We start from the raw sequence: 22,171 nt of genomic DNA, 5'->3' as shown, positions 1-22,171 counted from the left end.
GGGCACCAGGCAGGTGTCGACAGCGCGGTGGCGAGTGGTTACAAGGCCGCGGTGTCCACGCACGAGTCTCCCATTTCCGCGCAGGCGCGCATCGCCGAGCTCGAGGCGCTGTTGAGCGCCGAGAGGCAGCGCGCCGCGCAGTTGGAGAGGGAGCGGGACGTGCTGAAAGCCTCGCACGAGAGGCTGCGGCTGGAGTTGGAGTTACTCAAGCGCCGCCTCTTCATGGCCAAGGCGGAGCGGGTGGACACTCAGCAGTTGGAGTTGGAATTCGCCCAGAAGCTGCGCGCGCTGGAAGAGGTGGCCGGCACGCTGGGCATGGCCTCGGCGGAGGCGTCAGGCGGCGCGGGGGCGAAGCAGAAGTCCAAGCCCAAGGGCCGGCGGGACTTGAAGAGTCTGCCGCTGGAAGAGAGGCGGGTGGAGATTGCGGACCCTCTCTTCGACGAGCTGGTGGCCCAGGGGAAGGCGGAGAAAATCGGCTTCGAGGAGAGCTGCAAGCTGGCCTGGCAGCGCGGCGGTATGCGGCGCCTCGTCATCGCCCGGGTGAAGTACCGCACCGTGGGGGCCGACGGGGAGGCCACGCTGGCCTCGGCCATGGCGCCCAAGGAAGTCTTCTTCCGCTGCCTGGCGGCGCCCTCGCTGCTGGCCCACCTGGCCACCGAGAAGTACTGCGACGGACTGCCGTTGTTCCGCATGGAGAAGCGCCTGGCCCGCGACGGCGTGGCGGTGGACAGGGGGACGATGGCGCGGTGGCTGGAGGACATGGGCGCCACCCTGGGCACCACCGTGGTGGCCGCCATGCGCGAGGAGGCGCTGGCCACCGCCTTCTGCATCGCCACCGACGCCACGGGCGTGGCGGTGCAGCCGGCCCCCGCCGAGGGGCAGCGCCAGGCGTGCCGACGCGGCCACTACTTCGTCCAGGTAGTCGACAGGGACGCCGTCTTCTTCGAGTACACGCCGAAGGAGACGAGCGCCGCGGTGCTGGAGCTCTTCAAGGGCTTCAAGGGCTACGTGCAGGCCGACGCCAAGAGCGTCTACAACGCCCTCTTCCGACCCGCCGAGGACGCGCCCGCTGACGGCGAGGAGGGGGTGTGTCAGGAGGTGGCGTGCTGGGCGCACTGCCGCCGGGGCTTCTGGGAGGCGGCGATGGCCAAGGACGTCGTCGCCAGGGAGGGGCTGGCGCGCATCAGCCGCCTCTTCCAACTCGAAGACACGTGGAGGGACAAGCCCCCGGAGGAGATTCACCGGCTGAGGCATGCCCACCTGCGTGCACACGTGGACGCCTTCTTCGTCTGGGCCCAGGAAGAGTACGAGAAGGTGCGGGAGCAGCGCGGCCTCTTGCGCCGGGCCCTCGGCTACGCCCTGCGCCAGCGCGAGGCGCTGCGCTGCTTCCTCGACGACGGACGGCTGCTGCTTGAGAACAACCGCAGCGAGAGAGAGTTGAGGAGGATTGCCGTCGGACGCAAGGCTTGGCTCTTCGTCGGGAGCGATGACCATGCCGAGCGCGCCGGCCACCTCTTCACCCTCATCGCCACCGCGCGGCTGCACGGACTCGAGCCGGAGGCCTACCTGCGCGACGTCCTGCGCGTGCTGGCCTACTGGCCCCGCGAGCGCTACCTGGAACTCGCCCCCAAGTACTGGGCCGCCACGCGCGCTCGCCTCCTCCCCGCCGAACTCGACGCCGAGGTGGGCGAACTCACCGTCCCGGCGCCGGTTGCGGCCTCGTCCGAAGAGCAGTCGCCGCCGCGCTGAAAGCGTCTCATTCACCCCGCCAGCATGCGGCGTCCGCCCGGCCCACGGAAGACGGGGCTCGTGCAGCGGATACAGGTCGACTCGTCGTAGGGATGGACTGGCGGAGTGCTGGGCATTTCGAGCCGAGAGGTAGGCATGCACCCGGACCATGAGCTGGTCCATGGTGCGGCAGCGGTGATTGCGGGTGACGTTGGCATGCAGGTCGAGCCACACCCGTTCGATGCGATTGCCCTGGGGGCAGCACGGCGGGAGGAAGTGGAGGACGAATCGCCCGCCGAAATGCGCGAGCGCCTTGAGCGTCTTCTTGCTGGAGTGAACCGAGGCGTTGTCGAGGACGAGGTGGATACGGCGAGCGCGCCGGTATTGACTCGCCAGACGCCACAGCAATTGGATGAAGAGGGCACTTGCCTTGGACGTGCCTTCCACCCACGTCAGTTGCCCGGTGCGCGTATTGAGCGCTCCAGCCAGGTAGCGCTTCTGGTTGTTGCCGGGAGTCACCACCACCCGTCGTTGCCCGGGTGTTGCTGAGCACTGGAGAGCTCATCAAGGGCGGGGATTCCTCCAGCGTCGAGTTCAAGTCCACCCTGCGAATGAACCTACATACTGGCCAGGAAGACCCGAAGATGGTGCTCAGCGTGTTGAAGACCCTGGCGGCTTTCATCAACACGGACGGGGGCACGCTGCTCATCGGTGTGGCGAATGACGGCACGCTGGTGGGGCTCGGACCCGACAAGTTCGAGAGCGAGGACAGGATGAGCCTGCGCTTGGTGGAGCTCATCAAGGACCGAATGGGGACCAGTCACATGATGTACATCCATCCCCGGTTCGATGACTACCAGGGGGGACGCGTGCTGGCTGTGGATTACTTGCCGGGGCGGTCTCCCATCTTCGTCAAGGACGGCAACGTGGAGCGCTTCTACGTTCGGGCCGGCCCGTCCTCCCAGGACCTGTCGGGGGCGAGAATGCAGGCCTACATCCAGGAGCGATTCCGGAGCTGAGTCGTCGATGCTCGCCGTCCAGACTCGGAGCCAGAGGACAGCGCGGCGTCCCCCCAAAATAGCGGCACAAGCTTCAGTACTTGGCCTCCAAGAACCGGCCGAGCACCAGCATCTCTCCACCCCCAGCGCTACATGCACAGGAGCCCAACGGCCATCCTGATGCAGGAGGGAGCGAAGCCAGAGGCCCGAAGTGAAACGGGATGGAGACCTTTTCGGCCTCCAGCCCGCTTCATGACGTGGTCGGGGAGACAGGATTTGAACCCGTGGACACGGGGTGCCCCAAACCCGCGACGGCACACGCCTTTCGCTGAATCGTGAGTGAATCCGGGCACTTCGAGTCCACGGGGCAGTCCTCGCCAGTCCCGCCTGTCGCCCGGAATCCCCTCCAGTCTTGGAGACATTTTGGAGATGGGACAGTGGCGCATGAGGCCCCTGGAACCATAGGGGGACCTCTTCTGTAGCGTGCAGCTCAAGCAGGTGCAGGTGGGGAAATGGGGGCGCGGACGAGAGTTTCTGCGGAGGCTGTTGTGGGATAAGATGCCACACCGACCTCCGCTTCGTGGGCGCGGAGCCTGCCTCTGGCCCTCTGATGGACGTAGGGGGCCTGCGTAACGCGTGAGACCTATCCTCAAAGGAAAATGAGCTGCGCTCACGAGTATCAGGCGGCCCCTAGTCCGCCCGATCGGCTGCTCGCTCGGAAGCCGAGCCAGACATATGCAGCTCGCAATTGGGCGTTTACGGACCGCGATTCGTGCGTTTGAGGCTGAAATGAGGTAGGGGGGAGCCGTGCCCACCCCCACACCAACCTACTCACTAGCGCAATGCGACGCCATAAACTGGCTTGAGGGGCTAGCCTCAGAATCGGTCGATCTACTTATAACCGATCCGCCTTATGAGTCACTAGAGAAGCACCGTGCAGTTGGGACTACTACTCGGCTGAGTAAGTCGAAAGGATCTTCGAATCCCTGGTTCGCCATATTTCCCAACAGCCGCTTCCCCCAGTTGATGGAGCAGGCTTTTAGAGTCCTCAAGAAGAATAGTCATTTCTATTTGTTTTGCGATTCCGAAACCATGTTTGTCGCAAAGCCGTTGGGTGAGGCAGCAGGGTTCAAGTTTTGGAAGCCCCTGGTGTGGGATAAAGTATCAATCGGAATGGGGTATCACTACCGCTCTCGGTACGAGGTTGTACTATTCTTTGAGAAGGGGAAGAGACGGCTTCGGAGCTTGTCGGTTCCAGATGTGCTCGCGTTTCCCAGGGTGCGAGGGGGATATCCAGCGGAAAAGCCGATTGAACTTCTTCGTGTACTTATCGAGCAAAGCTCATCGGAAGGTGATTTGGTGGCCGACCCTTTCATGGGAGCCGGGTCCACGCTGGTGGCTGCTGCCCTGACGGGGAGGCATTCCGCAGGCGTAGATATTAATCCAGAGGCACTTCGTGTCGCAGAGGCTCGCCTAGCGGTGACGAACGCCAGACCCTATGGCAGGAACATTGGATAGGTGCCCACCAAGCTGCCGCCCTTCTGAGAAGGCCCAGGGCTGAATGCAGGCTATAGCGGTCTTCTTCGTCCTGTGGCAGTCTGGCGCACATTGTGCTTGAGGACTCGACCAAACTAGGCGTCTCTGAGTGGCCCAGCTTCTTCCCTAAGGATGTTCCTCCGGCAGATGCAGTGGATGCGGAGGGACGTGCCTTTCGACTCGTGAGGGGCATCCCCAGCGTTCCAGGGGATTTTCTCTCCACATTCGAGAAGAATCCCGGACGAGAGCACGGGGACCATTTTTGGATGGCATGTGGGGCATCTCTGCACACGAAGCTAGAGGGGTCGCAAAAGACTCGACAGCGGTACAAGCCGCTTCGAGAGCGGCGAATCGCTGTCGGGGTGCTGAATGCGGAACATGGAAAGATGAAGCCTACACCTAGCATCCATCCTTCTCACATTACCGTCTGGTTTCGTGTCGGAGCGACTCCACATCTTTCATTTGTTGATGATGCCGAGGCTGCAACCTAAATGTACCCGCTTCCACTAGGCACCACCCTTGGCCGGCTAAAGATTGTGGACGTCTTAGACTACTATGACGGTCCAAAGACGTTTTCGGCTCAAAATGCAGCTGGAGTTCTGTTTTTGGCGTTTTGGGCTGATGAGACTGATGCGGAGGATCATTGGATCTATGTCCCCATCAGCGCCGATAGGCTGCGTAGCGTGCGCAGAGGGGAATTGCCAATTCACAGCGCCATTGTCAGTGCCGAAGATGGTTTTGTGTACTTTGTAAAGACGTCGAAGACTGGAGGAGAAGTGGACCTCCAGACCCTCGGCATTGATGAGATAGACCCATCTGTCTTACCACCGCCCGAGGATGTTCTGGACGTGGTGGATGCACAGGGGACGACTGCACCTGTGGCAGGATCCTCATGGATTCAGCGTGTAGTCGTTGAGGCATTTGATCGGACTCGAAAGCTCTCAGTTGAAGAAGTGTTCCCCGCGATTGAGCTTTGGGCACGATTTTTCAATGGCGCAATGGATTCTGTAGGTGTTGTAGGAGCGCTCGTTCCAGTCGGGGCTCGTCCAGGTTCATTTATTCTCGACCTGGAAGTTGAGGCCACGCCAGAGGTTTCCAAGGCGTTCCAACGATGCCTTGTAGCTTCCGCAGAGAATGATTCTCAGGCTGTAGACCATGCAGCGCGCAGTCCTGGGGAGGCTAAACTTCTTGAGCCGCTGTTGGCAGCACTAGCTCAGCGTGAGCTTGAACTACGGGTCGAGATGGTGACCACCGCAGGGGAAATCGTTTTCAGGCCCTTATCATTGAGCAGTCTGACGGCACGTAGAAATCTTGCGCGGGTTCGCAAGCAGAGCCGCAGGGCATTGGAAAGCGTCAAGGTTCCGCAGGCCGATGACCTCGGGCGAGTTTTCCAGACAGTAAAAATTGCATCTCAGACGAGACGCGTCACGGCACACAGCCTAGGAGTGGTCCATCGACAAGTAAACTACTATTTGCGTGCTGCGCGCATCCTAGGATTTCTCAATGATAGACTCGAGCCAACGAGCGCAGGTGAGCAACTGCTTCGCCTTGCAGATGATGCAAGGCTGACTCTTGCTAGCATGCAATTTGAGGTAAGCGATTGCGGTTCGGCCTGGATTAGATGGGCATCGGCATCGACGCTTCAAGACCTTTCCCCAGAAACTGCGAAGGGGTTCTTGCTGGAAATGGTCCCTGACCTATCCGAAGGAACGGTTGATCGCCGAGCGAAGACACTTTCGGCATGGCTTGAGCAGCTCAAGCCATATCATTACACCCTACAGCAATAGCATCCTTTGCTGTTGTGTCTGATTTGGTGTGGTGCCTGCAGCGTCCCTGTTGGGACGGCCCTCTCTGCCAACGTGAGTGAGACAGTTCGTACCCGGCAGTTTAGTGTGCAGGGCGACCCAGGTAGGAACGATGAATCCGATGGTGGAAGAGGCTCGGGTCAGGGAGACCGAGGTGGTGGAGAAGGCCAGGCGACGAGGCTTCACGGCGGAATACAAGCTGCGGGTGCTGGCGGAGGCAGACCGCTGCACGAGGCCCGGTGAAGTGGGAGCGCTGCTGCGCCGCGAAGGGCTGTACTCGTCGCTCTTGAGCGTGTGGCGGCGCCAGCGCGATGCGGGAGAGTTGTCGGCCCGCAGCCCGAAGAAGCGAGGGCCACCAGCGAAGGAGCCTGACGCGAGTGCCCGGCGCGTCGCCGAGTTGGAGAAGGAGTTGGCCCGAGCCCAGGTGCGCCTCAAGCGCGCCGAGGCGCTGCTGGACCTCCAAAAAAAAGTTTCGGAAATCCTGGGCGTGGAACTGCCCAAGCCCAACGAGGAGCCCTGATGGCCGTGGCACTGGAGGCCGTCGACGCCCTGGGCGTGGCGCCGGTGTGCAAGGCCCTGGGCCTGCCGCGCGCCACCTTCTACCGGCAGGCCCAGCCCCGACACGGGCCGGTGCACAGGCCCAGCCCACCCAGGGCTCTCCCTCCGGAGCAACGGGCCGAGGTGCTCTCGGTGCTGCACGAGCCGAGATTCGTGGATGCCGCGCCCGCGGAAGTCTACGCGCAGCTCCTCGATGTTGCCGCGCATCTTTGTTGATGGTCCGGTGAGCCGCTTGGTTGATGGCCTCGGGACTACGGTTCCCCAGTCGCGTCAAGGCCTTGGCCGCCTCCGGCGGTGCCCTTCGGGCAGCCCTGACGCGACCGGAGAACCGCAGGATGGGAGCAATCAGTTCCGCTTCTCGCGGAAACTGCTGTCGCGTCAATGGCTTGAGTTCCATCACAAGCGTGATTTCTGGTGGTCCGGCTCCGTGATGGCATTGGCGGCGCCTCTCCTCGCGAGTCCCTCAACCAGTGTGCGCGAGACCAGGCGTCCATCCCTCAAATAGCGTGCGCGGCAACAGTGGCGCGGAACTCAGCAGATGCCGTTCAATGGGCAGACGTCTCCGGATCGCGTCCCGGAGCACTGCAAGGCATTGAGGGAAGTGGGCCCTCCTGGATTCGAACCAGGGACCAATCGGTTATGAGCCGACAGCTCTAACCGCTGAGCTAAGGGCCCTCATGCGCCAACCAACCGCGTAACGGATTGCATACCGCCGGGCGCGCAGTCCTGGCAAGGGGCCACGTTCCACCCACCCTCAGCGCCTCCGCTTCGTCGCCCCGCCAACGGCCGGCGTCTCGCGTGGCACCTTCACGCGGAAGGCGTCCCCGCGCTGCGCCACCTCCACGCCCTCGGCCCGCAGGCGCCGTGCCTGCTCCTGGGCCACCTGGGGCGCCAGCGTCCCGTCCGAGCGGATGACGCGCCACCAGGGCAGCGGCACGTCCGGCCGCTGGGGCAGGGTGGCCATCTCCCGGCCCACACCCCGCGCCGCCCCAGGACGGCCCGCGTAGAGCGCCACCTGGGCATAGGAGCGCACCTGCCCGCGCGGAATCGCCCGGACCGCCTGCCCCACCGCCTTGGGGAAGGGCAGGGGAGCCGGCTTCACTTCGGCCTTCGGTGTCTTCGTCTTCGCTCGGAGCGCCACGGCCCCGGACTCTAGAAACACGAAGGCCCCCGGTCCACGAATGGAGCGGGGGCCCTCGTTTCAGCTCAGCTCAAGCCCGGCTCAGCTCTCCACGAAGGAGCGCAGGCGCTTGGAGCGGCTGGGGTGGCGCAGCTTGCGCAGCGCCTTGGCCTCGATCTGACGGATGCGCTCGCGCGTCACCTCGAAGTCCTGGCCCACCTCTTCCAGCGTGTGGTCGGACTTCTCGCCGATGCCGAAGCGCATGCGGAGCACCTTCTCCTCACGCGGCGTCAACGTGGCGAGCACCTTCCGGGTCTGCTCCGCCAGGTTCATGTTGATGACCGCGTCCGCGGGCGACACGAGGCTCTTGTCCTCGATGAAGTCGCCCAGGTGGCTGTCCTCTTCCTCGCCAATCGGCGTCTCGAGGGAGATGGGCTCCTTGGCGATCTTCAGGACCTTGCGGACCTTGTCGAGCGGCAGCTCCATCTTCTCCGCGATCTCCTCCGGCGTCGGCTCGCGGCCAATCTCCTGCACCAGGTAGCGGCTGGTGCGGATGAGCTTGTTGATGGTCTCGATCATGTGCACCGGGATGCGGATGGTGCGGGCCTGGTCCGCGATGGCGCGGGTGATGGCCTGACGAATCCACCAGGTGGCGTAGGTCGAGAACTTGTAGCCGCGCTTGTACTCGAACTTGTCCACGGCCTTCATCAGGCCGATGTTGCCCTCCTGGATGAGGTCCAGGAACTGCAGGCCGCGGTTCGTGTACTTCTTCGCGATGGACACCACGAGGCGCAGGTTGGCCTCCACCAGCTCGCTCTTGGCGCGCTCGGCGCGGCGCTCACCCAGGCGGATGGCGTCGTAGTTGCGGCGCAGCGACTCGACGGGGAGGTTGGCCTCCTCCTCGACCTTCTTGATCTTCCGCACCGCCGTGCGCACGTCGCGGTCCAGGACCTCCAACTGCTCCGGCGTGAGGTTGAGCTGCTTCTGCAGCTTCTTGCCGATGTTGGGGTTCTCCCGCGACTCCTTGAGCTGCGGGCGCAGGTCCTTCATGGAGCAGTCGTAGCGGCGCTCCAGGTCGCGAAGCTCGTCCTCGGCCTTGTCGACGCGCTCGATGAGGGCCTTGAGGTTGATGACGATGCGGTCCACCTGCTTCTTGTTGAGCCGCATCTCCTCCAGGACCTCCATCATCTTGGTCCGGAGGTCCTTGATCTCCTGCTTCACTTCCTTCTTGCGGACCTCGGTCAGCTTCTTCTTGGAGGACAGCTCCTCCTCCAGGACGTCGCAGTCCTGGGCGAACTTGCGGAAGCGCTCGATCTGCTTGCAGATCTGCTCGATCTTGTTCAGCTCGCTCTGCGCGAGCTGCGCCGGAGCGTCGCCGTCGCCGACCTCCTCCGGAGCCTCGTCGGCACCTTCGGACTGCGCCTCTTCCGGGGCGTCCTTGATGACGTCGCGCACGCGCAGCTTGGCCGTCTTCAGCTTGTTGCCGATGTCGAGGATCTCCTCGACGGCGACCTTGCACGCCAGCAGCGCGCGGAGGACTTCCTTCTCGCCCTCCTCGATGCGCTTGGCGATCTCGACCTCGCCCTCGCGCGTGAGCAGGCTGACGCTGCCCATCTTGCGCAGGTACAGGCGCACCGGGTCGTTCGACTTGCCGCCCGGCTCGTCGTCCTCGTCCTTCTCGTCCTCGTCGGCGTCTTCCTTCTCTTCCTCGACGGTGACGGTGGGCTTGATTTCGTTGTTCTGAGCGGCCTTCTGCGCGTCGACAATCTCGATGTCGTTGTCGCCGAACATGCTCATCACGTCGTCGATCTGATCGGACGACACGATGTCGGCGGGGAGCGCGTCATTGACCTCGTCGTAGGTGAGGAAGCCCTTCTCACGGCCCGCGGCGAGCAGGTCCTTGACCTCCTTGCGCTCGGCGACCGGATCCTCCTCGATGTCGTCCTCGACGGCGTCGGGGTCCACCTGGACGGCGGCGGCGGCCTCTTCCGCGGCCTCCTCCGGGTCCACGTCATCGCCCATGGCCGGCGCCACGCCCTTCTTCTTCTTCTTGAGCTTCTCGGTGGCCTCGGCGACGACGTCCCTCGCGGCGAGTTCTTCCTTCTCCTCGGCGCCCGTCTTGGCCCCCTTCGCCGCGGCACCGTCCGGAGCCTTCTTCTTGCGGATCACCGGATCCACCTTCTTCTTGGTGGGCTTCACGGACGCCTTTGAGGGCTTCTGCGTCGGCATTCGGGTACTTCTCCTTGAGCAAATTCAGGGGCTTGAGGCCTGGGCGAGCCGGCCGATCTACCGCAAAGTCAGGGTTTCTTACAAACGCGAACTCAAACCGGTTGCATGGGCGCCTTTGTTCCCGAGGAGGCAGGCTTGAGCTCCTCCAGGACACGCTTCTTGAGCGCCAACAGTTCCACGCGCTCCGCCAGGAGCTGGCGCGTCTCCTCTGTCAGGTCGAACGCCCCCGGCGTCTGCTCCGTCGCCCGCTTTATATAAACGAGCCGCTCGTCGATGCGCCGCACCATGATTTCCCTGCAGATGGACAGGAAGGCGGCCTCCAGGGGCGCGGAGTCCGAGGGGAGCTGCCGCAGCGCGCTTTCGAGGCCGCGCTTCACGGCTTCCGAGGATTCAAAGAGCGCGTCCTTCGCGCCGTGCCCCGACGTGGCATGGGCCAGCGCCATCCGCAGGCCCATGTGGGACAGCTCGTCACACACGCGGAAGGTGTCCCGCGCCATCAACCGTGGCTCTTTCAACACCGCGCCCACGTAGAAGCACTCCAGGGCCGGCGGCGGCTTCTCCAGGGGCGGGGGAGGACGGTTGGGGCTCGAAGCAGGCGCGTCGCCAGCGGCGGGCTTGGGGAGGGGCACCTTGCTGCGCAGGGCGGCCTCCACGTCCGCGGGGCGCCAGCCGAAGTGCTCGGCCACGGCGCCGAAGAGCGTGGCGCGCACCAGGCCCGCGGGGACCTGTCCCACCACGGGCTTCAGCCGCTCGAGCGCTGCCATCTTCTCCTCGAAGCTCGCGGCCTTGCCCTCCGGGAGGAGCGAGGCGAACAGGTGGGTGGTGAGCGGGTGGGCGCCTTCCAGCAGCCGTTCCACGCCCTCCTGGCCCACTCGACGCGCGAAGGTGTCCGGATCATCCCCTTGCGGGAGCAGGGCAACTCGCGCGGTCGCTCCAGCGGCGAGCAGGGGACCGGCGAGCCGTTCGACGGCGGCGAGGCCCGCCGAGTCTCCGTCCAGCAGCAGAATCAGCTCGCGGGCCTCGGCGCGCTTGAGCACCTGCATGTGGCCGGCGGTGAGGTTGGTGGAGCACAGCGCCACCGCGTGCCGCACGCCCACCTGGTGGAGGCCGATGGCGTCGAAGTAGCCCTCCACCAGCACGGCGGCCTTGCGCTTGCGAATCTCGTCGCGCGACTGGTCCATGCCGAAGAGCGTCTCGCTCTTGTTGTAGAGCCGGGACTCGCGCGAGTTGAGGTACTTGGGCCCTTCGTCCGCGCCGACCAGGCGGCCACCGAAGGCGATGGGGCGGCCCTCCGGCGCCCGGATGGGCACCATCAGCCGGCTGCGGAAGAAGTCGTAGTAGCCGTCACCGCTGTTGCGCTTGAGGACCAGGCCGGCCTTCGCCGCCCACTCCAGCATGCCCAGCTTCTGGAAGCGCTCCGTCAGCGAGGCCCATTCGTGCGGCGCCCAGCCCAGGCCGAAGGCCATGGCCGTCTCTTCCGAGACGCCGCGGCTGGCGACGTAGGCCCGGGCCGCGCGGCCCTCGTCCTCCTGCCACAGCATGGCGCGGAAGTGCTCGGCGGCCTGGTCCGTGGCCTCCTTGATTTGCTGCCGCTCCCGCATGCTGGGGTCCTGCTCGGCCTCCAGGTCCACGCCCAGCTCGCGCGCCAGGTCTCGCACCGCGTCCAGGAACGTCTTGCCCAGGTAGCGCTGGACGAAGGACACCGCGTCCCCGCTCGCGCGGCAGCCGTGGCAGAAATAGAAGCGCTTCTCCGGCACCACGTAGAAGGAGGGCGTCTTCTCCTGGTGGAAGGGGCAGCAGGCCTTCCATTCCCGCCCGGCCTTCTTCAGGTCGACGTGCCGGGAGATGAGCCCGACGAGGTCCACCCTTTCGAGGACCTCCTGGATCTTGTGCTCCGGAATCACGACTCCCACCCCCTGGCCCACCCCTGGGCGGGCCCAGCGCCCACATCCTGCCCGGACGGGCTGACGTCGGCTGCCTGGCGGACGACCTGGCGGATCCCCCCCATGAGGGCGGAAGCCGGGGCGCTCGCGAGGGCAGGGGGCGTGTGCGGCATGGGAAGGACTCCTGGGGCCCCTGCACGCGGCCTCCGCCGGGGTGAGCGGGGGCGCGGCGGGACTGACCCAGGCACTTAATGACGGGGGAGCGAGGGAGCAAGTTTCCGCATCCCTGTCCAGCCCTCAATGCAAAGGCGCCGCCGGTTTCCCGACAGCGCCAGCGCTGACCTCAAGACGGTGGGAGGCTCAGGAGAGCTTCGAGAGCTCTGACTTCACGGCCTCGGAGATGGCCCGGCCTTCCGCCTTGCCGTGGATTCGGGCGTTGAGGTGCTTCATCACCGCGCCCATGTCCTTGGGGCCCTTGGCGCCGGTCTCGGCGATGGAGGCGCGGACCTCGGCGGCCAGCTCGTCGGCGGTGAGCTGCTTGGGCAGGTAGTTCTGGAGGACGCCGATTTCGGCCTCTTCCTTCTCCGCCAGCTCCGGGCGGCCGCCCGACTTGAACTGCTCCACGGAGTCGCGGCGCTGCTTGATGAGGCCGGCGATGACGGTGAGGATACCCGCGTCGTCCAGGGCGGAGGCGCCGGGCTCCACTTCCTTGTACTTCACCGCGCTCTTGAGCATCCGCAGCACGCTGAGCGTCAGCTCGTTCTTGGACCGCATCGCGTCCTTCAGGTCCGCGTCGATCCGCTCCTTCAGGGTGGCCATGGTCGCGACTCCGGGAGGTGAGACGTTGTTCAGGGGGACTTCGACGGCGGGAGCCAGGGCACCTGACAGCGGTGGCGCCCCGGCTCCTCGCGCGAGGCACGCGCCTAGAACGACTTGCGGGCCTTCTTCACAGCGCGCTTCTTGGCGGCGAGGGCCTTCTTCTTCCGCTTCACGGAAGGCTTCTCGTAGTGCTCGCGCTTACGGATCTCGGAAAGGATTCCAGCCTTCTCGGTGGCCTTCTTGAAGCGCTTGAGGGCGCTCTCGATGGACTCTCCTTCCTTCACTCGGATACCGGGCATGCAGTCACCTCCTTCCGCCGTACGTAGATGTGGGTGTAGATCAAAAGGGGCAGCGGGTATGACCCACCGCGCCGGAAAACGCAAGGACGCTGGACGAAAACGCTATGTCGGATGGACTACACTGTCCGTCTTGTGAGCCCAGCCCTCCTCCTGGTGGTACTCCTGACGACCGGCCAGCAGCAAGGGGGGACGCCGACCCGTGAGTGCTGGATGTCCTGTCAGCGGCACGTGGTGGACCCGGCCCAGCGGGCCCGGACCTGCAAGAGCTGCCTGCCCGGGGGCCGCGTGGATTCCTGGGTGCAGAGCCTGGCGGGCCAGCGGCCCATTCCCCGGGCGCCGCTCGTCTCCGCGATGAAGGACCCGGACTGGCGGGTGCGGTGGGCGGCGGTGCGCGCGGACGCCCGGCGCCAGGGCATCACGGACCGGCGGGCCCTGGCGGATTGGGTCCTGGCGGCGCCGGTGTCGTCCAACCTGGAGGCCTGCCTGACGGCGGCGCGTGCCGCCGCGGAGTCCGGGGCCTCCTCCGCGAATTTCCTCCGGGCCGCGGGGTTGCGTGGGGCCAACGCCGCGGCCCGCGTATGGGGACGGCGGGCGGCCATCCGCGAGGCCCTGGAGCTGGAGCTGTACGCGGAGGACCTGGCCGTGCGGAGCGCGGCGCTGGCGCACCTGGCCGCCTTCCTGGGCCGCACGCCCGCGCGCGTCGTGCTGGATGCCATGGCGACCCGGCCGGAGCGCGTGGACGCGGTCAGCGCCAGCGCGCTCAAGGTCGTGGCGGGGCGCGGCCGCACCTCCGTGGGGCGGATGCTGCTGGAGGAGGCGAGGCCCGCGGAGGAGGCGCGCATCAACCGGCTCTTCGCCGTGTACTCGCGGGAGCTGGAGGGGATGCAGCCGGAGCTGACCGTGGCGGATCCACTGCAGCGGCGGCGCGCGGTGGCGTCGCTGCGGGTGTACGGGCCGCTGGCGACGCGGGAGCTGGAGCGGGCGCTCGGGGATTCGGACCGGTGGATCCGCCGGGACGCGGCGCGGGCGTTGGCGGACGCGGAAGGGGTGCCGCTGCGCGCGGCGGCGGAGCGGCGCCTCACGTCGAGTGACGCGGCGCGGGCGCGCCCCTGGCTGGAGGCCATGGCGCGGGAGAAGGGGTGCCTGGCCTTCTTCATGGCGACGGCCCGGGACACGGCGCTGGCCGCGTCCGTGCGCGGGGCCGCGCTGGCGCAGCTCGCGGACTGTGGCGAGGGGGCTCGGGACCGGGTCGCCTCGGTGGAGCCCTTCCTGACGGAGACGCAGCCGCTGCTGCGCGCGGGGGCGGTGCGGGCCCTGGGCGGGCTGACGACGCGGCACCCGGGAGTGCCCGAGGCCACGGCGCGCGCGCTGCGAGACGGGGCTCCCGAGGTGGTGAGCGCCGCGCTGGAGCTGCTGGCGGCTCAACGGCAGACGTCCTGGGGCGACGAGGCCGCGGTGCTGCTGGAATCGGACCATGCCTCGGTGCGCGCCGCCGCCGCCGAGGCGCTGGAGCAGATTGGCCGCGCGTCGCACGTGAAGGCGCTGGCCGGCTGCCTGCGGGAGGACGCGGAGGCCCCCGTGCGCGTCGCGGCGGCCATGGCCCTGGGCCGGATTGGTGGGGCACAAGCGGCCGCCGCGCTGTCCGACGCCGCGGCGCGCGACCCGGACGCCCATGTGAAGCATGTGTCGCGGGAGGCGCTGCTGCGGCTGGGCTTCGGCCAGTAGACGGTGCGGCCTGGCCCGGCACGGGGGCCCGGGCCGCGAAGCGGCGACAGCGGCCCGTCCGGGGCTCAGAGGCCGCTGATGGCCTTGGCGTCCACGCGGTTCCGGCCCGCGCGCTTGGCGCGGTACAGGTACTTGTCCGCCGCGGCGATGAGGTCCTCGGGCTGGGAGAAGTCCGAGTCCAGCAGCGTGGCCACGCCCAGGCTGATGGTCACCTTGATGGGCGTGCCGCTGAAGACGAAGTCGGCCTTGTCCACGGCGAACCGGCAGCGCTCCGCGCACGCCAGGGCCTGGTCCTCGGCGGACTCGCGCAGCATCAGCGCGAACTCCTCGCCGCCGTAGCGCGCGAGCAGGTCCTCCGTCCGCACGGTGTCGCTCACCCGCTGGGCGATGCGCGTCAGCACATAGTCGCCAGCCGGGTGGCCATACGCGTCGTTGATCTTCTTGAAGTGGTCCACGTCGAAGAGGACGAGCGACAGCGGCACCCGGTGGCGCAGGCAGTAGCTGAACTCCTTGCGCACCGTCTCCAGGAAGTACTTCTTGTTGTAGACGCGGGTGAGGCCGTCGCGGGTGGCGGACTCGTAGATGCTGCGCTGGTACTGCTCCTCCAGCGCGTCCTGGATGGAGAACTTGAGGACGGTGTTGGAGCCGATCTGGATCTTGTCGCCGTCGTAGAGCGGCGCGGCGTTGACCTTCAGGCCGTTGAGGTACGTCCCGTTGGTGCTGGCCAGGTCCACCAACTGGAAGCGCCCATCCCCCAGCGCCACCACCTTGGCGTGCTTGCGGGAGATGCCGTCATCCTCGACCTGGAACTGCGCCTCGGAGCTGCGCCCCAGGACGACCTCGGAGCGGTCCAGCTTGAACATGCGCCCGATGCCCGCCGCGGACTTGGCGCTGATGACGATCAGATAGGCGCTCTGCTGCTGGGCACTGCCCAGCAGGTCCGAAATCGAATGGACGGAAGTTTTCTCCTCGGACATCGCGGCACCCATCTTACGGGCCGCCTTTTAACGGCGGCAAGCATACTGCCCGACTCTCCACTACTCTCCTCGGGACCGCCGCGTGGCGGGGGGCCGGCGGGGGGGCTCCGGGGCGACTGTCGGCCTCCCGACGGTCAATTCTCCGGCCACCGGGGCCTGGATGTAGCGCGCCAGGGCCCCGGAAGCGCCGGAGTGATAGGCCAGCCCCTGCATCAGCTTCGCCAGGGCCGCCGACGGCGTCATGTCCGCGCCGCCCATGGCCCCGGCTTCCAGCGCGGCCGCTCCGGACTCATACAAGGAGAGGTCCACGCCATTCCGGTGCGCCTGGCTCACCACCACCACCGGGACGCCGCGCTCCCGCGCCTGGTGGAAGAGCGGCCGCAGCGAGCGCCCGAGCGCCGGGTCGATGGGGAAGTTGCCGGCCCCATAGGCCTCCACCACCAGCCCGCGGACGTGCGGCAGGAGCTGGAGCGGCAGCGCCGGGTCCAGCCCGGGGTACACCTTCAAGAGGAAGACGCGCGGGTCCAGCCGCTCCTGGAGACGGAAGGCCCCCCGGGGCTTGAGGCCGGGCTCGAAGGTGGCGTCCACGCCCAGCGTGCCCAGCACCGGGAAGTTGGGGCTGTCGAACGCGTCGTACTCGGCCACCTTCACCTTGCGCGCCCGGTTGCCGCGGTACAGGTGCGAGTCGAAGCAGATGGTGACCTCCCGCGGCCCCTGCAGCGCGGACATCACCGCGTCGATGAGGTTGAGCCGCGCGTCCGAGCGGATCTTCCCCAGCGGCCGCTGCGAGCCCGTCAGCACCACGGGGCAGGGCGGGTTGCGCAGCATGAAGGAGAGGGCGCTGGCGGTGTAGGCGAGCGTGTCCGTGCCGTGGGTCACCACGGCCCCGTCGAAGTGGGGCAGGCGCGCGTGGAGGTGCGCGGCCATCCGGCTCCAGAGCTCCGGCTGCATCTCCGAGCTGTCCAGGTTGGAGAACAGCTCCAGCTCGATGTCGGCCAGCTCGAACAGCTCGGGCACCCGGGCCTTCAGTGTCTTGAAGAAGGCCGCCGGGCGCAGGGCGGACGGGCGTCCCCCGGCCATTCCAAGTGTACCCCCGGTATGCAACAGCAGGACTCTGGGCATGATGAACAGGCGCTTCCCTGCCAAGGCTGGCGTTGCTTTACAAGCCCCGCGCGCGTCGCTAAGACCCGCCGCGTGCTCCTTTCCTGCTGGAAGCGTGTCGTTCCCCTGCTGGCCGCCGCGGTCCTGACGGCCCCAGGGTGCAAGAACCCCGAGAGCGCGGCCCCCACCGGAGGCCCGTCGGAGGCGTCCGCTCCGGCGCCCGCCGCCCCGGCGCCCGCCGAGCCCGCGGCGCCCGTGGATCCAGCCGCAGCGGTGTCCGGTATTCCCGGCATGGACTTCTCCTCGCTGTCGCCCACGGCGAAGCGGGAGCTGGCCACCGTCTTCAGCGACGACTTCTGCTACTGCGGCTGCCCCCACACGCTGGGCGCCTGTCTGAAGACGCACACCCCCTGCAAGCACGCCAGACGCAAGGCGCAGGTGGCCGCGCGCATGGTGTCCGAGGGCATCCCAGCCACCGAGGTCATCCTCTCCCTGTCGACGTACTACTCGGCCTTCCACAGCCCCCGGGCGCAGTTCAAGGTGGATGACCGGATGTGCATGGGCTCCGCGGGCGCGCCGGTGACGGTGGTGGAGTTCTCCGACTTCGAGTGCCCCTACTGCGCCAAGGCCCGCCCGGTGCTGGAGGCCTTCGCCAAGAAGCACGCGCAGCAGGTGCGCTTCTGCTACCTGCCGTTCCCCCTGGCCATGCACCCCAACGCGAAGCAGGCGGCGCAGGCGGCGCTGTGGGCCCGGGACCAGGGCAAGTTCTGGCAGATGCACGACGCCCTCTTCGAGAACCAGTCCAACCTCAAGCCGGAGGCGATTGCCGCCCTGGCGACATCCCTGGGGCTGGACGGCGCGAAGCTGGCGGCGCTGCTGAAGACGGACGCCTATAAGGAGGAACTGGACGGCTACCGCGGCCAGGGCCGCGCGGCGGGCATCAGCGGCACCCCGTCCGTGTACTTCAACGGGCGCGCGCTGGACCTGGCCTTCGTGGAGCCGGAGATGCTGTCCCACAGCCTGGAGGACGAGCTGGAATGGTCCGCCAACAAGAACGCCTGGGCGGCTGACTGACGCCACCATGAACCCCCGCTTCCGCATCGACGCGTCGGCGCAGCTCGTCCCCGAGGACCGGCATGTGCCTTCACCGCTGGCGGGGCGCTCGGGGACGTACGCGCTGATGGCGACGGCGCCCGACCTGCTGGTGTTCTCACGCACGCCGGCCGAAGGGGGCTCCATCCCGGTGCCGCGCGTGGTGCTGGCCGGTGACGCGGGGGGCTTCCCGCTGTCGGACCTCATCGCCTTCCTCAGCCAGTCCCGCTGGAGCGGGGTGGTGCGCGTGCACTCGCCGGGCGGAGAGCGCTCCGTCACCCTGCGGGAGGGCGAGGTGCGCGGCGCCTCGTCCGACGACCCGGCCGACCGGCTGGGCGAGGTGCTGGTGCGGATGGGCTACGTGGAGCGCGCCCAGGTGGAGGCGGCCCTGCGTGAGCACCCGCCCTCCAAGGTGGGGCGCTCGCTGGTGGAGAAGGGGCTGCTCAAGTCGCACGACCTCTTCAAGTGCGTCACCCACCAGGTGAGCGAAATCTTCCACGCCATCGTCCTGTGCCGGGAGGGCAACTTCTTCCTCATCGACCAGCCGGTGGAGGACAAGTCGGGCCACATCATCCAGCTCCCCACGCAGAGCCTGCTGATGGACAGCATCCGGAAGATTGACGAGCTGGCGCACTTCCGCAAGCGCATCCCCCACGGCCGGCTGTACGTGACGCGCAAGCGCCCCTCGGACGGCAAGCTGGAGGAGGATGAGGACCGGGTGCTGGCCCTGCTGGATGGCCGGCGCACCCTCCTGGAGCTGGGGCACGCCGCCCGCCTGTCCGAGTTCGACGTCACCAAGGTCGTCTTCCGCCTGCTGGAGGGCGGCTTCGCGGCGGTGACGGACAAGCCGCTGATGGTGCCGGGGCCCGGCGTGCCCACGCCGATTCCGCAGCCGCCGGAGCGGACCGCGCAGGCCGCGGCGCCGGCCCGTCCGCCCGCGCGCCCGGTGGTGACGGTGGACCCGCGCCCGGTGGCCCGCGTCTTCAACTTCATCTTCCGGGAGATTCGCGACGAGGTGGCCAAGCAGGGCATGGACCGCGAGTTCATCGCGGCGGCCAACGCGGCCCTCTCCGGCCAGGGCCTGTCGTCCTCGCCGGTGCTGGAGGGGCTGGCCTTCGCCCCGGACGGCAGCCTCCCGGAGAACAAGCTCATCGAGAGCTTCGAGCGCCACCGCGCGCAGCTCGGCAGTGAGCCGCTGGCGTCCTTCAAGCAGGCGCTCAGTGACATGATGTTCTTCCTCCTCTTCCAGGCCGGTGAGCTGCTGGAGTCACGCGCGGACGAGGACCTCGCCCGGCGCGTGAAGGAGCTGCTGGCCACGCTCGAGGCATCGTGACGGATTCTGGTTGGCCGCGCCTCACGGCGGAGGTGCCCGGCTGCGGGGGCGCCTTCAAGCTGGTGCCCGAGGACTTCGAGGTGGAGGAGGTGCCCGCCTACCTGCCCTCCGGTGAAGGGGAGCACCTCTACCTCTGGGTGGAGAAGCGGGGCCGTGACACGCGCGAGCTGGTGCGCGCGCTGGCCGCGGCGCTCGGGGTGTCCGAGGACGACATCGGCGTGGCGGGGATGAAGGACCGGCACGCCATCACCCGGCAGCTCGTGTCCGTGCCCGCGCGCGCCGAGCCCAGGGTTCCGGACTTCGCGCTGGATGGGGTCCAGGTGCTGTGGACGAAGCGCCATGGCAACAAGCTCCGGACCGGGCACCTGCGGGGTAACCGCTTCCGGCTGCGCCTGCGCGGCGTGAAGGACGTGGGCGCGGCGCGGGAGAGCTTCTCCCGCCTGGTGGCGCAGGGCGTGCCCAACTACTTCGGCGAGCAGCGCTTCGGGCGCGCGGGGGACAACGCGGACCTGGGCCGGCTGCTCGTCCTGGGGCAGCGGCTGCCCAGGCGGCCGGACCGCTTCCAGCGCAAGCTGTACCTGTCCGCCTTCCAGTCCCGCCTGTTCAACCAGGCGCTGGCGGCGCGGCTGAACGCGGGCACCCTGGCCACCGCGCTCGCGGGCGACGTGCTGCGCAAGGAGGAGACGGGCGGCGTCTTCGTGTGCGAGTCACCTGAGGTGGACGGCCCGCGCGTGGCCGCCTTCGAGGTGAGCCCCGCCGGGCCGCTCTTCGGTCCGAAGATGACGGCGTCCGCGGGCGCCGTGGCCGAGCTCGAGGCGCGGCTGCTGACGGAAGCGGGCGTCACGCCCGAGGACTTCAAGCGCGGCGGCGGCGAGACGGAAGGCAGCCGCCGGCCCTACCGCGTCCGCCTGGGGGCGCCCGAGCTGTCCTCGGAGACGACGGCGGAGGGCGAGGACCTCTGGCTCACCTTCGAGCTGCCTCGGGGCGCGTACGCCACCGAGGTCCTCCACGAGCTCCTGAAGGACGGCTGAGCCCCTGAAACGAAGACGCCTCCGAGGCCATGGGGCCCCGGAGGCGTCGGTGCGTCGTGCCCCGGCCGGGTGCGGCCGGGGCGGGGCGGCTACTGGTTCTGCACCTTGAACTCGGTCCGGCGGTTCATCGCGCGGCCCGTCTTGGTGCTGTTGGGCGCGATGGGCTGCGTCTCACCGAAGCCCACGGCCTGGAGGCGGCCCGGGTCGACGCCGCGGCGGATGAGCTGCGCCATGACCGCGTCCGCGCGGCGCTGGGACAGCCGCAGGTTGGAGGCGTCCTTGCCCAGCGAGTCGGTGTGGCCCTCGATGCGGATGCGCTTGATCCACGGCGCGTCGCGCAGGGCCTGCGCCACGTCGTCGAGCACCGCGGTGCTCTGCTTGCCGTAAATCTTGTGCGAGCCGGAGCTGAAGAGGATCTGCTTCTTGATTTCGATGCGGTCGCGCTTGATGACGACCATCTTGTACTGCTTGGCGCAGCCGCGCTCCTCCTGGACGCCGGGCTCCTCCGGGCACGCGTCCAGCCGGTCCACGATGCCGTCACCGTCGGTGTCCTTGTCCGGGCAGCCGCCGTTCTCCGCCACGCCGGCCTCGCCGGGGCACTTGTCCTGGACGTCCGGGACGCCGTCCGCGTCGTTGTCCAGGTCCGGGCAGCCGTCCTCGTCCTGGAAGCCGTCCTTGTCCTCCGGCTCGTCCGGGCACTTGTCGTCCACGTCGAGCACGCCGTCACCGTCCTTGTCGACGATGGGGCAGCCCAGGTTCTGCATGGGGCCGGCCTCGTCCGGGCACTTGTCGGCCGTGTCGACGATGCCGTCACTGTCGTTGTCCAGGTCCGGGCAGCCGTCCTCGTCCTGGAAGCCGTCCTTGTCCTCGGCCTGGTCGGCGCACTTGTCCTCGGAGTCGACGACGCCGTCACCGTCGCGGTCCTTGGGGGCCTCCGCCGGGCAGCCCTGGTTCTCCGCCACGCCGGGGGTGAGCGGGCACTTGTCGTTGCCGTCCAGCACGCCGTCGTTGTCGTTGTCCGGGTCCGGGCAGCCGTCCTCGTCCTGGAAGCCGTCCTTGTCCTCGGCCTGGTCGGGGCAGGGGTCGTCCTTGTCCAGGGTGCCGTCGCCGTCGCTGTCCGTCTCCTCGATGCGGACCACCACCTGCGGCTGCTGCGGTTGCTGGGGCTGTTGCGGCTGCTGGGGCTGTTGCGGCTCCGGCCGGTCGCGCACCAGCACCTGGCGCGGACCACAGTTCTTGGAGAGCGCCAGCGCGCGGTTCACCGCGGTGTCGGCGGTGCGCACGTGGGTGTCGGCGCGGCCGCTGTTGCCCTGGCTCAGCTCACCCCGGGCGAAGTCGAGGTGGGCCTCGGCGGTGGCCAGCTCCACGGGCGCGCAGCGCAGGGCGCCGCCGCGGCGGGCGCGCTCCACGTTGGCCGCGAGCACCTCCGTGTCCGCGCGAATCTTGCTGCCGCTGACGCAGGAGAGGGAGAAGAGGAGGGGGAGCAGTGTGACCAGGGAAGGACGCGTCATCGGGGAGCGCTCGGTCGTCACGGGTTCGGAGTGCGGCCGCCGGGCTCGGTGCTGCCGGCCACGGCCATGGCCTTCTCGCGGGCCTCGTTGGCGTAGCGGGACGCCTTCACGGCGAAGTCCACGCCGGCTTGATAGTCGGAGTACCCCACCTCCTCGCGTGCCTTGGCGATGTACAGGTTGGCGGCGGTCCACTCATAGGGGGAGAGCTTCTCCGCCCCAGCGGTGCGCGCGGCCTGGATCTGCACTTCGGCGTCGAGGATGTTCGCGGTGGACTTCACGGGGCCGCACGCGGTGAGCGTCCCCGACACCGCCAGCAACGCCATCAGCTTCTTCATGGGGTGGCGCCTTGAGAGAGGGGTGAAACCTGACGGTCGTATCAATCGCACCCTGGAGGGTCAAGAATCGGGCAGACGTGCAGGCCAGGGG

General features: G+C 67.7%; 19 protein-coding genes, 1 tRNA gene and 1 pseudogene. 10 read left to right on the top strand and 11 right to left on the bottom strand.

Annotation, left to right across the window (positions count from 1 at the left end; translation table 11 throughout):
* Positions 1 to 27: 27 nt before the first annotated feature.
* Positions 28 to 1,749, top strand: coding sequence for an IS66 family transposase (tnpC, locus tag MYMAC_RS25705; RefSeq protein ID WP_239989013.1), 1,722 nt, complete (start codon positions 28 to 30; stop codon positions 1,747 to 1,749).
* A gap of 174 nt (positions 1,750 to 1,923) precedes the next feature.
* On the opposite strand, the pseudogene MYMAC_RS25700 reads toward tnpC, so the two are convergent.
* Positions 1,924 to 2,247: pseudogene (locus MYMAC_RS25700) on the bottom strand (transposase); the annotation flags it as partial.
* 20 nt (positions 2,248 to 2,267) lie between these two features.
* Here MYMAC_RS25700 and MYMAC_RS25695 point away from each other — a divergent pair.
* The 5 genes from MYMAC_RS25695 (at position 2,268) to MYMAC_RS25680 (ending at position 6,841) form a co-directional block, all read left to right on the top strand.
* Positions 2,268 to 2,747, top strand: coding sequence for an AlbA family DNA-binding domain-containing protein (locus MYMAC_RS25695; protein WP_095959998.1), 480 nt, complete (start codon positions 2,268 to 2,270; stop codon positions 2,745 to 2,747).
* A gap of 786 nt (positions 2,748 to 3,533) precedes the next feature.
* Positions 3,534 to 4,244, top strand: a complete 711-nt coding sequence (locus tag MYMAC_RS25690; protein ID WP_095959997.1) for a DNA-methyltransferase — start codon at positions 3,534 to 3,536, stop codon at positions 4,242 to 4,244.
* 509 nt (positions 4,245 to 4,753) lie between these two features.
* On the top strand, positions 4,754 to 6,049 hold the full coding sequence (locus MYMAC_RS36990; RefSeq protein ID WP_338025966.1) for a DUF6575 domain-containing protein: 1,296 nt from the start codon (positions 4,754 to 4,756) through the stop codon (positions 6,047 to 6,049).
* Positions 6,050 to 6,179: 130 nt separating this feature from the next.
* Positions 6,180 to 6,587, top strand: a complete 408-nt coding sequence (locus tag MYMAC_RS25685) for a transposase (RefSeq protein ID WP_204816951.1) — start codon at positions 6,180 to 6,182, stop codon at positions 6,585 to 6,587.
* Positions 6,587 to 6,841, top strand: a complete 255-nt coding sequence (locus MYMAC_RS25680; protein WP_095959995.1) for a hypothetical protein — start codon at positions 6,587 to 6,589, stop codon at positions 6,839 to 6,841. The genes MYMAC_RS25685 and MYMAC_RS25680 overlap by 1 nt, the downstream gene beginning before the upstream one ends.
* Before the next feature lie 386 nt (positions 6,842 to 7,227).
* Here the strand turns inward: MYMAC_RS25680 and MYMAC_RS25675 are convergent.
* The 6 genes from MYMAC_RS25675 to rpsU form a co-directional block, all read right to left on the bottom strand.
* Positions 7,228 to 7,300 (bottom strand) — tRNA-Ile (locus MYMAC_RS25675).
* Between the two features lie 79 nt (positions 7,301 to 7,379).
* Entirely contained in the window at positions 7,380 to 7,766 is a 387-nt protein-coding gene (locus MYMAC_RS25670; protein WP_095959994.1) for an MGMT family protein, read from the bottom strand.
* 81 nt (positions 7,767 to 7,847) lie between these two features.
* Complete coding sequence (rpoD, locus tag MYMAC_RS25665; protein WP_095959993.1) at positions 7,848 to 9,974, bottom strand: RNA polymerase sigma factor RpoD; 2,127 nt, start codon at positions 9,972 to 9,974, stop codon at positions 7,848 to 7,850.
* Between the two features lie 92 nt (positions 9,975 to 10,066).
* A complete protein-coding gene (gene dnaG, locus MYMAC_RS25660; RefSeq protein WP_193364429.1) occupies positions 10,067 to 11,887 on the bottom strand; it encodes a DNA primase in 1,821 nt (606 codons plus the stop codon).
* A gap of 330 nt (positions 11,888 to 12,217) precedes the next feature.
* Complete coding sequence (locus MYMAC_RS25655; RefSeq protein WP_013941762.1) at positions 12,218 to 12,676, bottom strand: GatB/YqeY domain-containing protein; 459 nt, start codon at positions 12,674 to 12,676, stop codon at positions 12,218 to 12,220.
* Positions 12,677 to 12,780: 104 nt separating this feature from the next.
* Complete coding sequence (gene rpsU / locus MYMAC_RS25650) at positions 12,781 to 12,975, bottom strand: 30S ribosomal protein S21 (protein ID WP_002614080.1); 195 nt, start codon at positions 12,973 to 12,975, stop codon at positions 12,781 to 12,783.
* 111 nt (positions 12,976 to 13,086) lie between these two features.
* Between rpsU and MYMAC_RS25645 the strand changes: the two genes are divergently transcribed.
* Positions 13,087 to 14,700, top strand: coding sequence for a HEAT repeat domain-containing protein (locus MYMAC_RS25645; RefSeq protein ID WP_095959992.1), 1,614 nt, complete (start codon positions 13,087 to 13,089; stop codon positions 14,698 to 14,700).
* Positions 14,701 to 14,765: 65 nt separating this feature from the next.
* Here the strand turns inward: MYMAC_RS25645 and MYMAC_RS25640 are convergent, their stop codons facing one another.
* Together MYMAC_RS25640 and MYMAC_RS25635 are read right to left on the bottom strand one after the other, a co-directional pair.
* The gene (locus tag MYMAC_RS25640; RefSeq protein ID WP_013941759.1) at positions 14,766 to 15,677 is read right to left on the bottom strand and encodes a GGDEF domain-containing protein; all 912 of its coding nucleotides are present in this window, start codon (positions 15,675 to 15,677) and stop codon (positions 14,766 to 14,768) included.
* 60 nt (positions 15,678 to 15,737) lie between these two features.
* Positions 15,738 to 16,757 (bottom strand): asparaginase, encoded by a 1,020-nt coding sequence (locus MYMAC_RS25635; RefSeq protein WP_013941758.1) that lies wholly within the window; start codon positions 16,755 to 16,757, stop codon positions 15,738 to 15,740.
* A gap of 114 nt (positions 16,758 to 16,871) precedes the next feature.
* Between MYMAC_RS25635 and MYMAC_RS25630 the strand changes: the two genes are divergently transcribed.
* From MYMAC_RS25630 to truD, 3 genes are read left to right on the top strand one after another with little or no spacing between them, the layout of a single operon-like run.
* Complete coding sequence (locus tag MYMAC_RS25630; protein ID WP_095959991.1) at positions 16,872 to 17,852, top strand: DsbA family protein; 981 nt, start codon at positions 16,872 to 16,874, stop codon at positions 17,850 to 17,852.
* Between the two features lie 7 nt (positions 17,853 to 17,859).
* Positions 17,860 to 19,203 carry a DUF4388 domain-containing protein gene (locus tag MYMAC_RS25625; RefSeq protein ID WP_095959990.1) on the top strand — a complete coding sequence of 448 codons (1,344 nt, stop codon included), beginning with the start codon at positions 17,860 to 17,862 and terminating at the stop codon, positions 19,201 to 19,203.
* Entirely contained in the window at positions 19,200 to 20,234 is a 1,035-nt protein-coding gene (truD, locus tag MYMAC_RS25620) for a tRNA pseudouridine(13) synthase TruD (protein WP_095959989.1), read from the top strand. The genes MYMAC_RS25625 and truD overlap by 4 nt, the downstream gene beginning before the upstream one ends.
* A gap of 89 nt (positions 20,235 to 20,323) precedes the next feature.
* On the opposite strand, the gene MYMAC_RS25615 is transcribed toward truD, so the two are convergent.
* Together MYMAC_RS25615 and MYMAC_RS25610 are read right to left on the bottom strand one after the other, a co-directional pair.
* Positions 20,324 to 21,745, bottom strand: coding sequence for an OmpA family protein (locus tag MYMAC_RS25615; RefSeq protein WP_013941754.1), 1,422 nt, complete (start codon positions 21,743 to 21,745; stop codon positions 20,324 to 20,326).
* A gap of 17 nt (positions 21,746 to 21,762) precedes the next feature.
* Positions 21,763 to 22,080, bottom strand: a complete 318-nt coding sequence (locus MYMAC_RS25610; RefSeq protein WP_013941753.1) for a DUF4398 domain-containing protein — start codon at positions 22,078 to 22,080, stop codon at positions 21,763 to 21,765.
* Between the last annotated feature and the right edge of the window lie 91 nt (positions 22,081 to 22,171).

Origin of the sequence: Corallococcus macrosporus DSM 14697 (assembly GCF_002305895.1) — a bacterium.
GTDB lineage: Bacteria > Myxococcota > Myxococcia > Myxococcales > Myxococcaceae > Myxococcus > Myxococcus macrosporus.
Note: the sequence above shows the minus strand (reverse complement) of the source record. Positions and strands in the feature narration are given on the sequence as shown.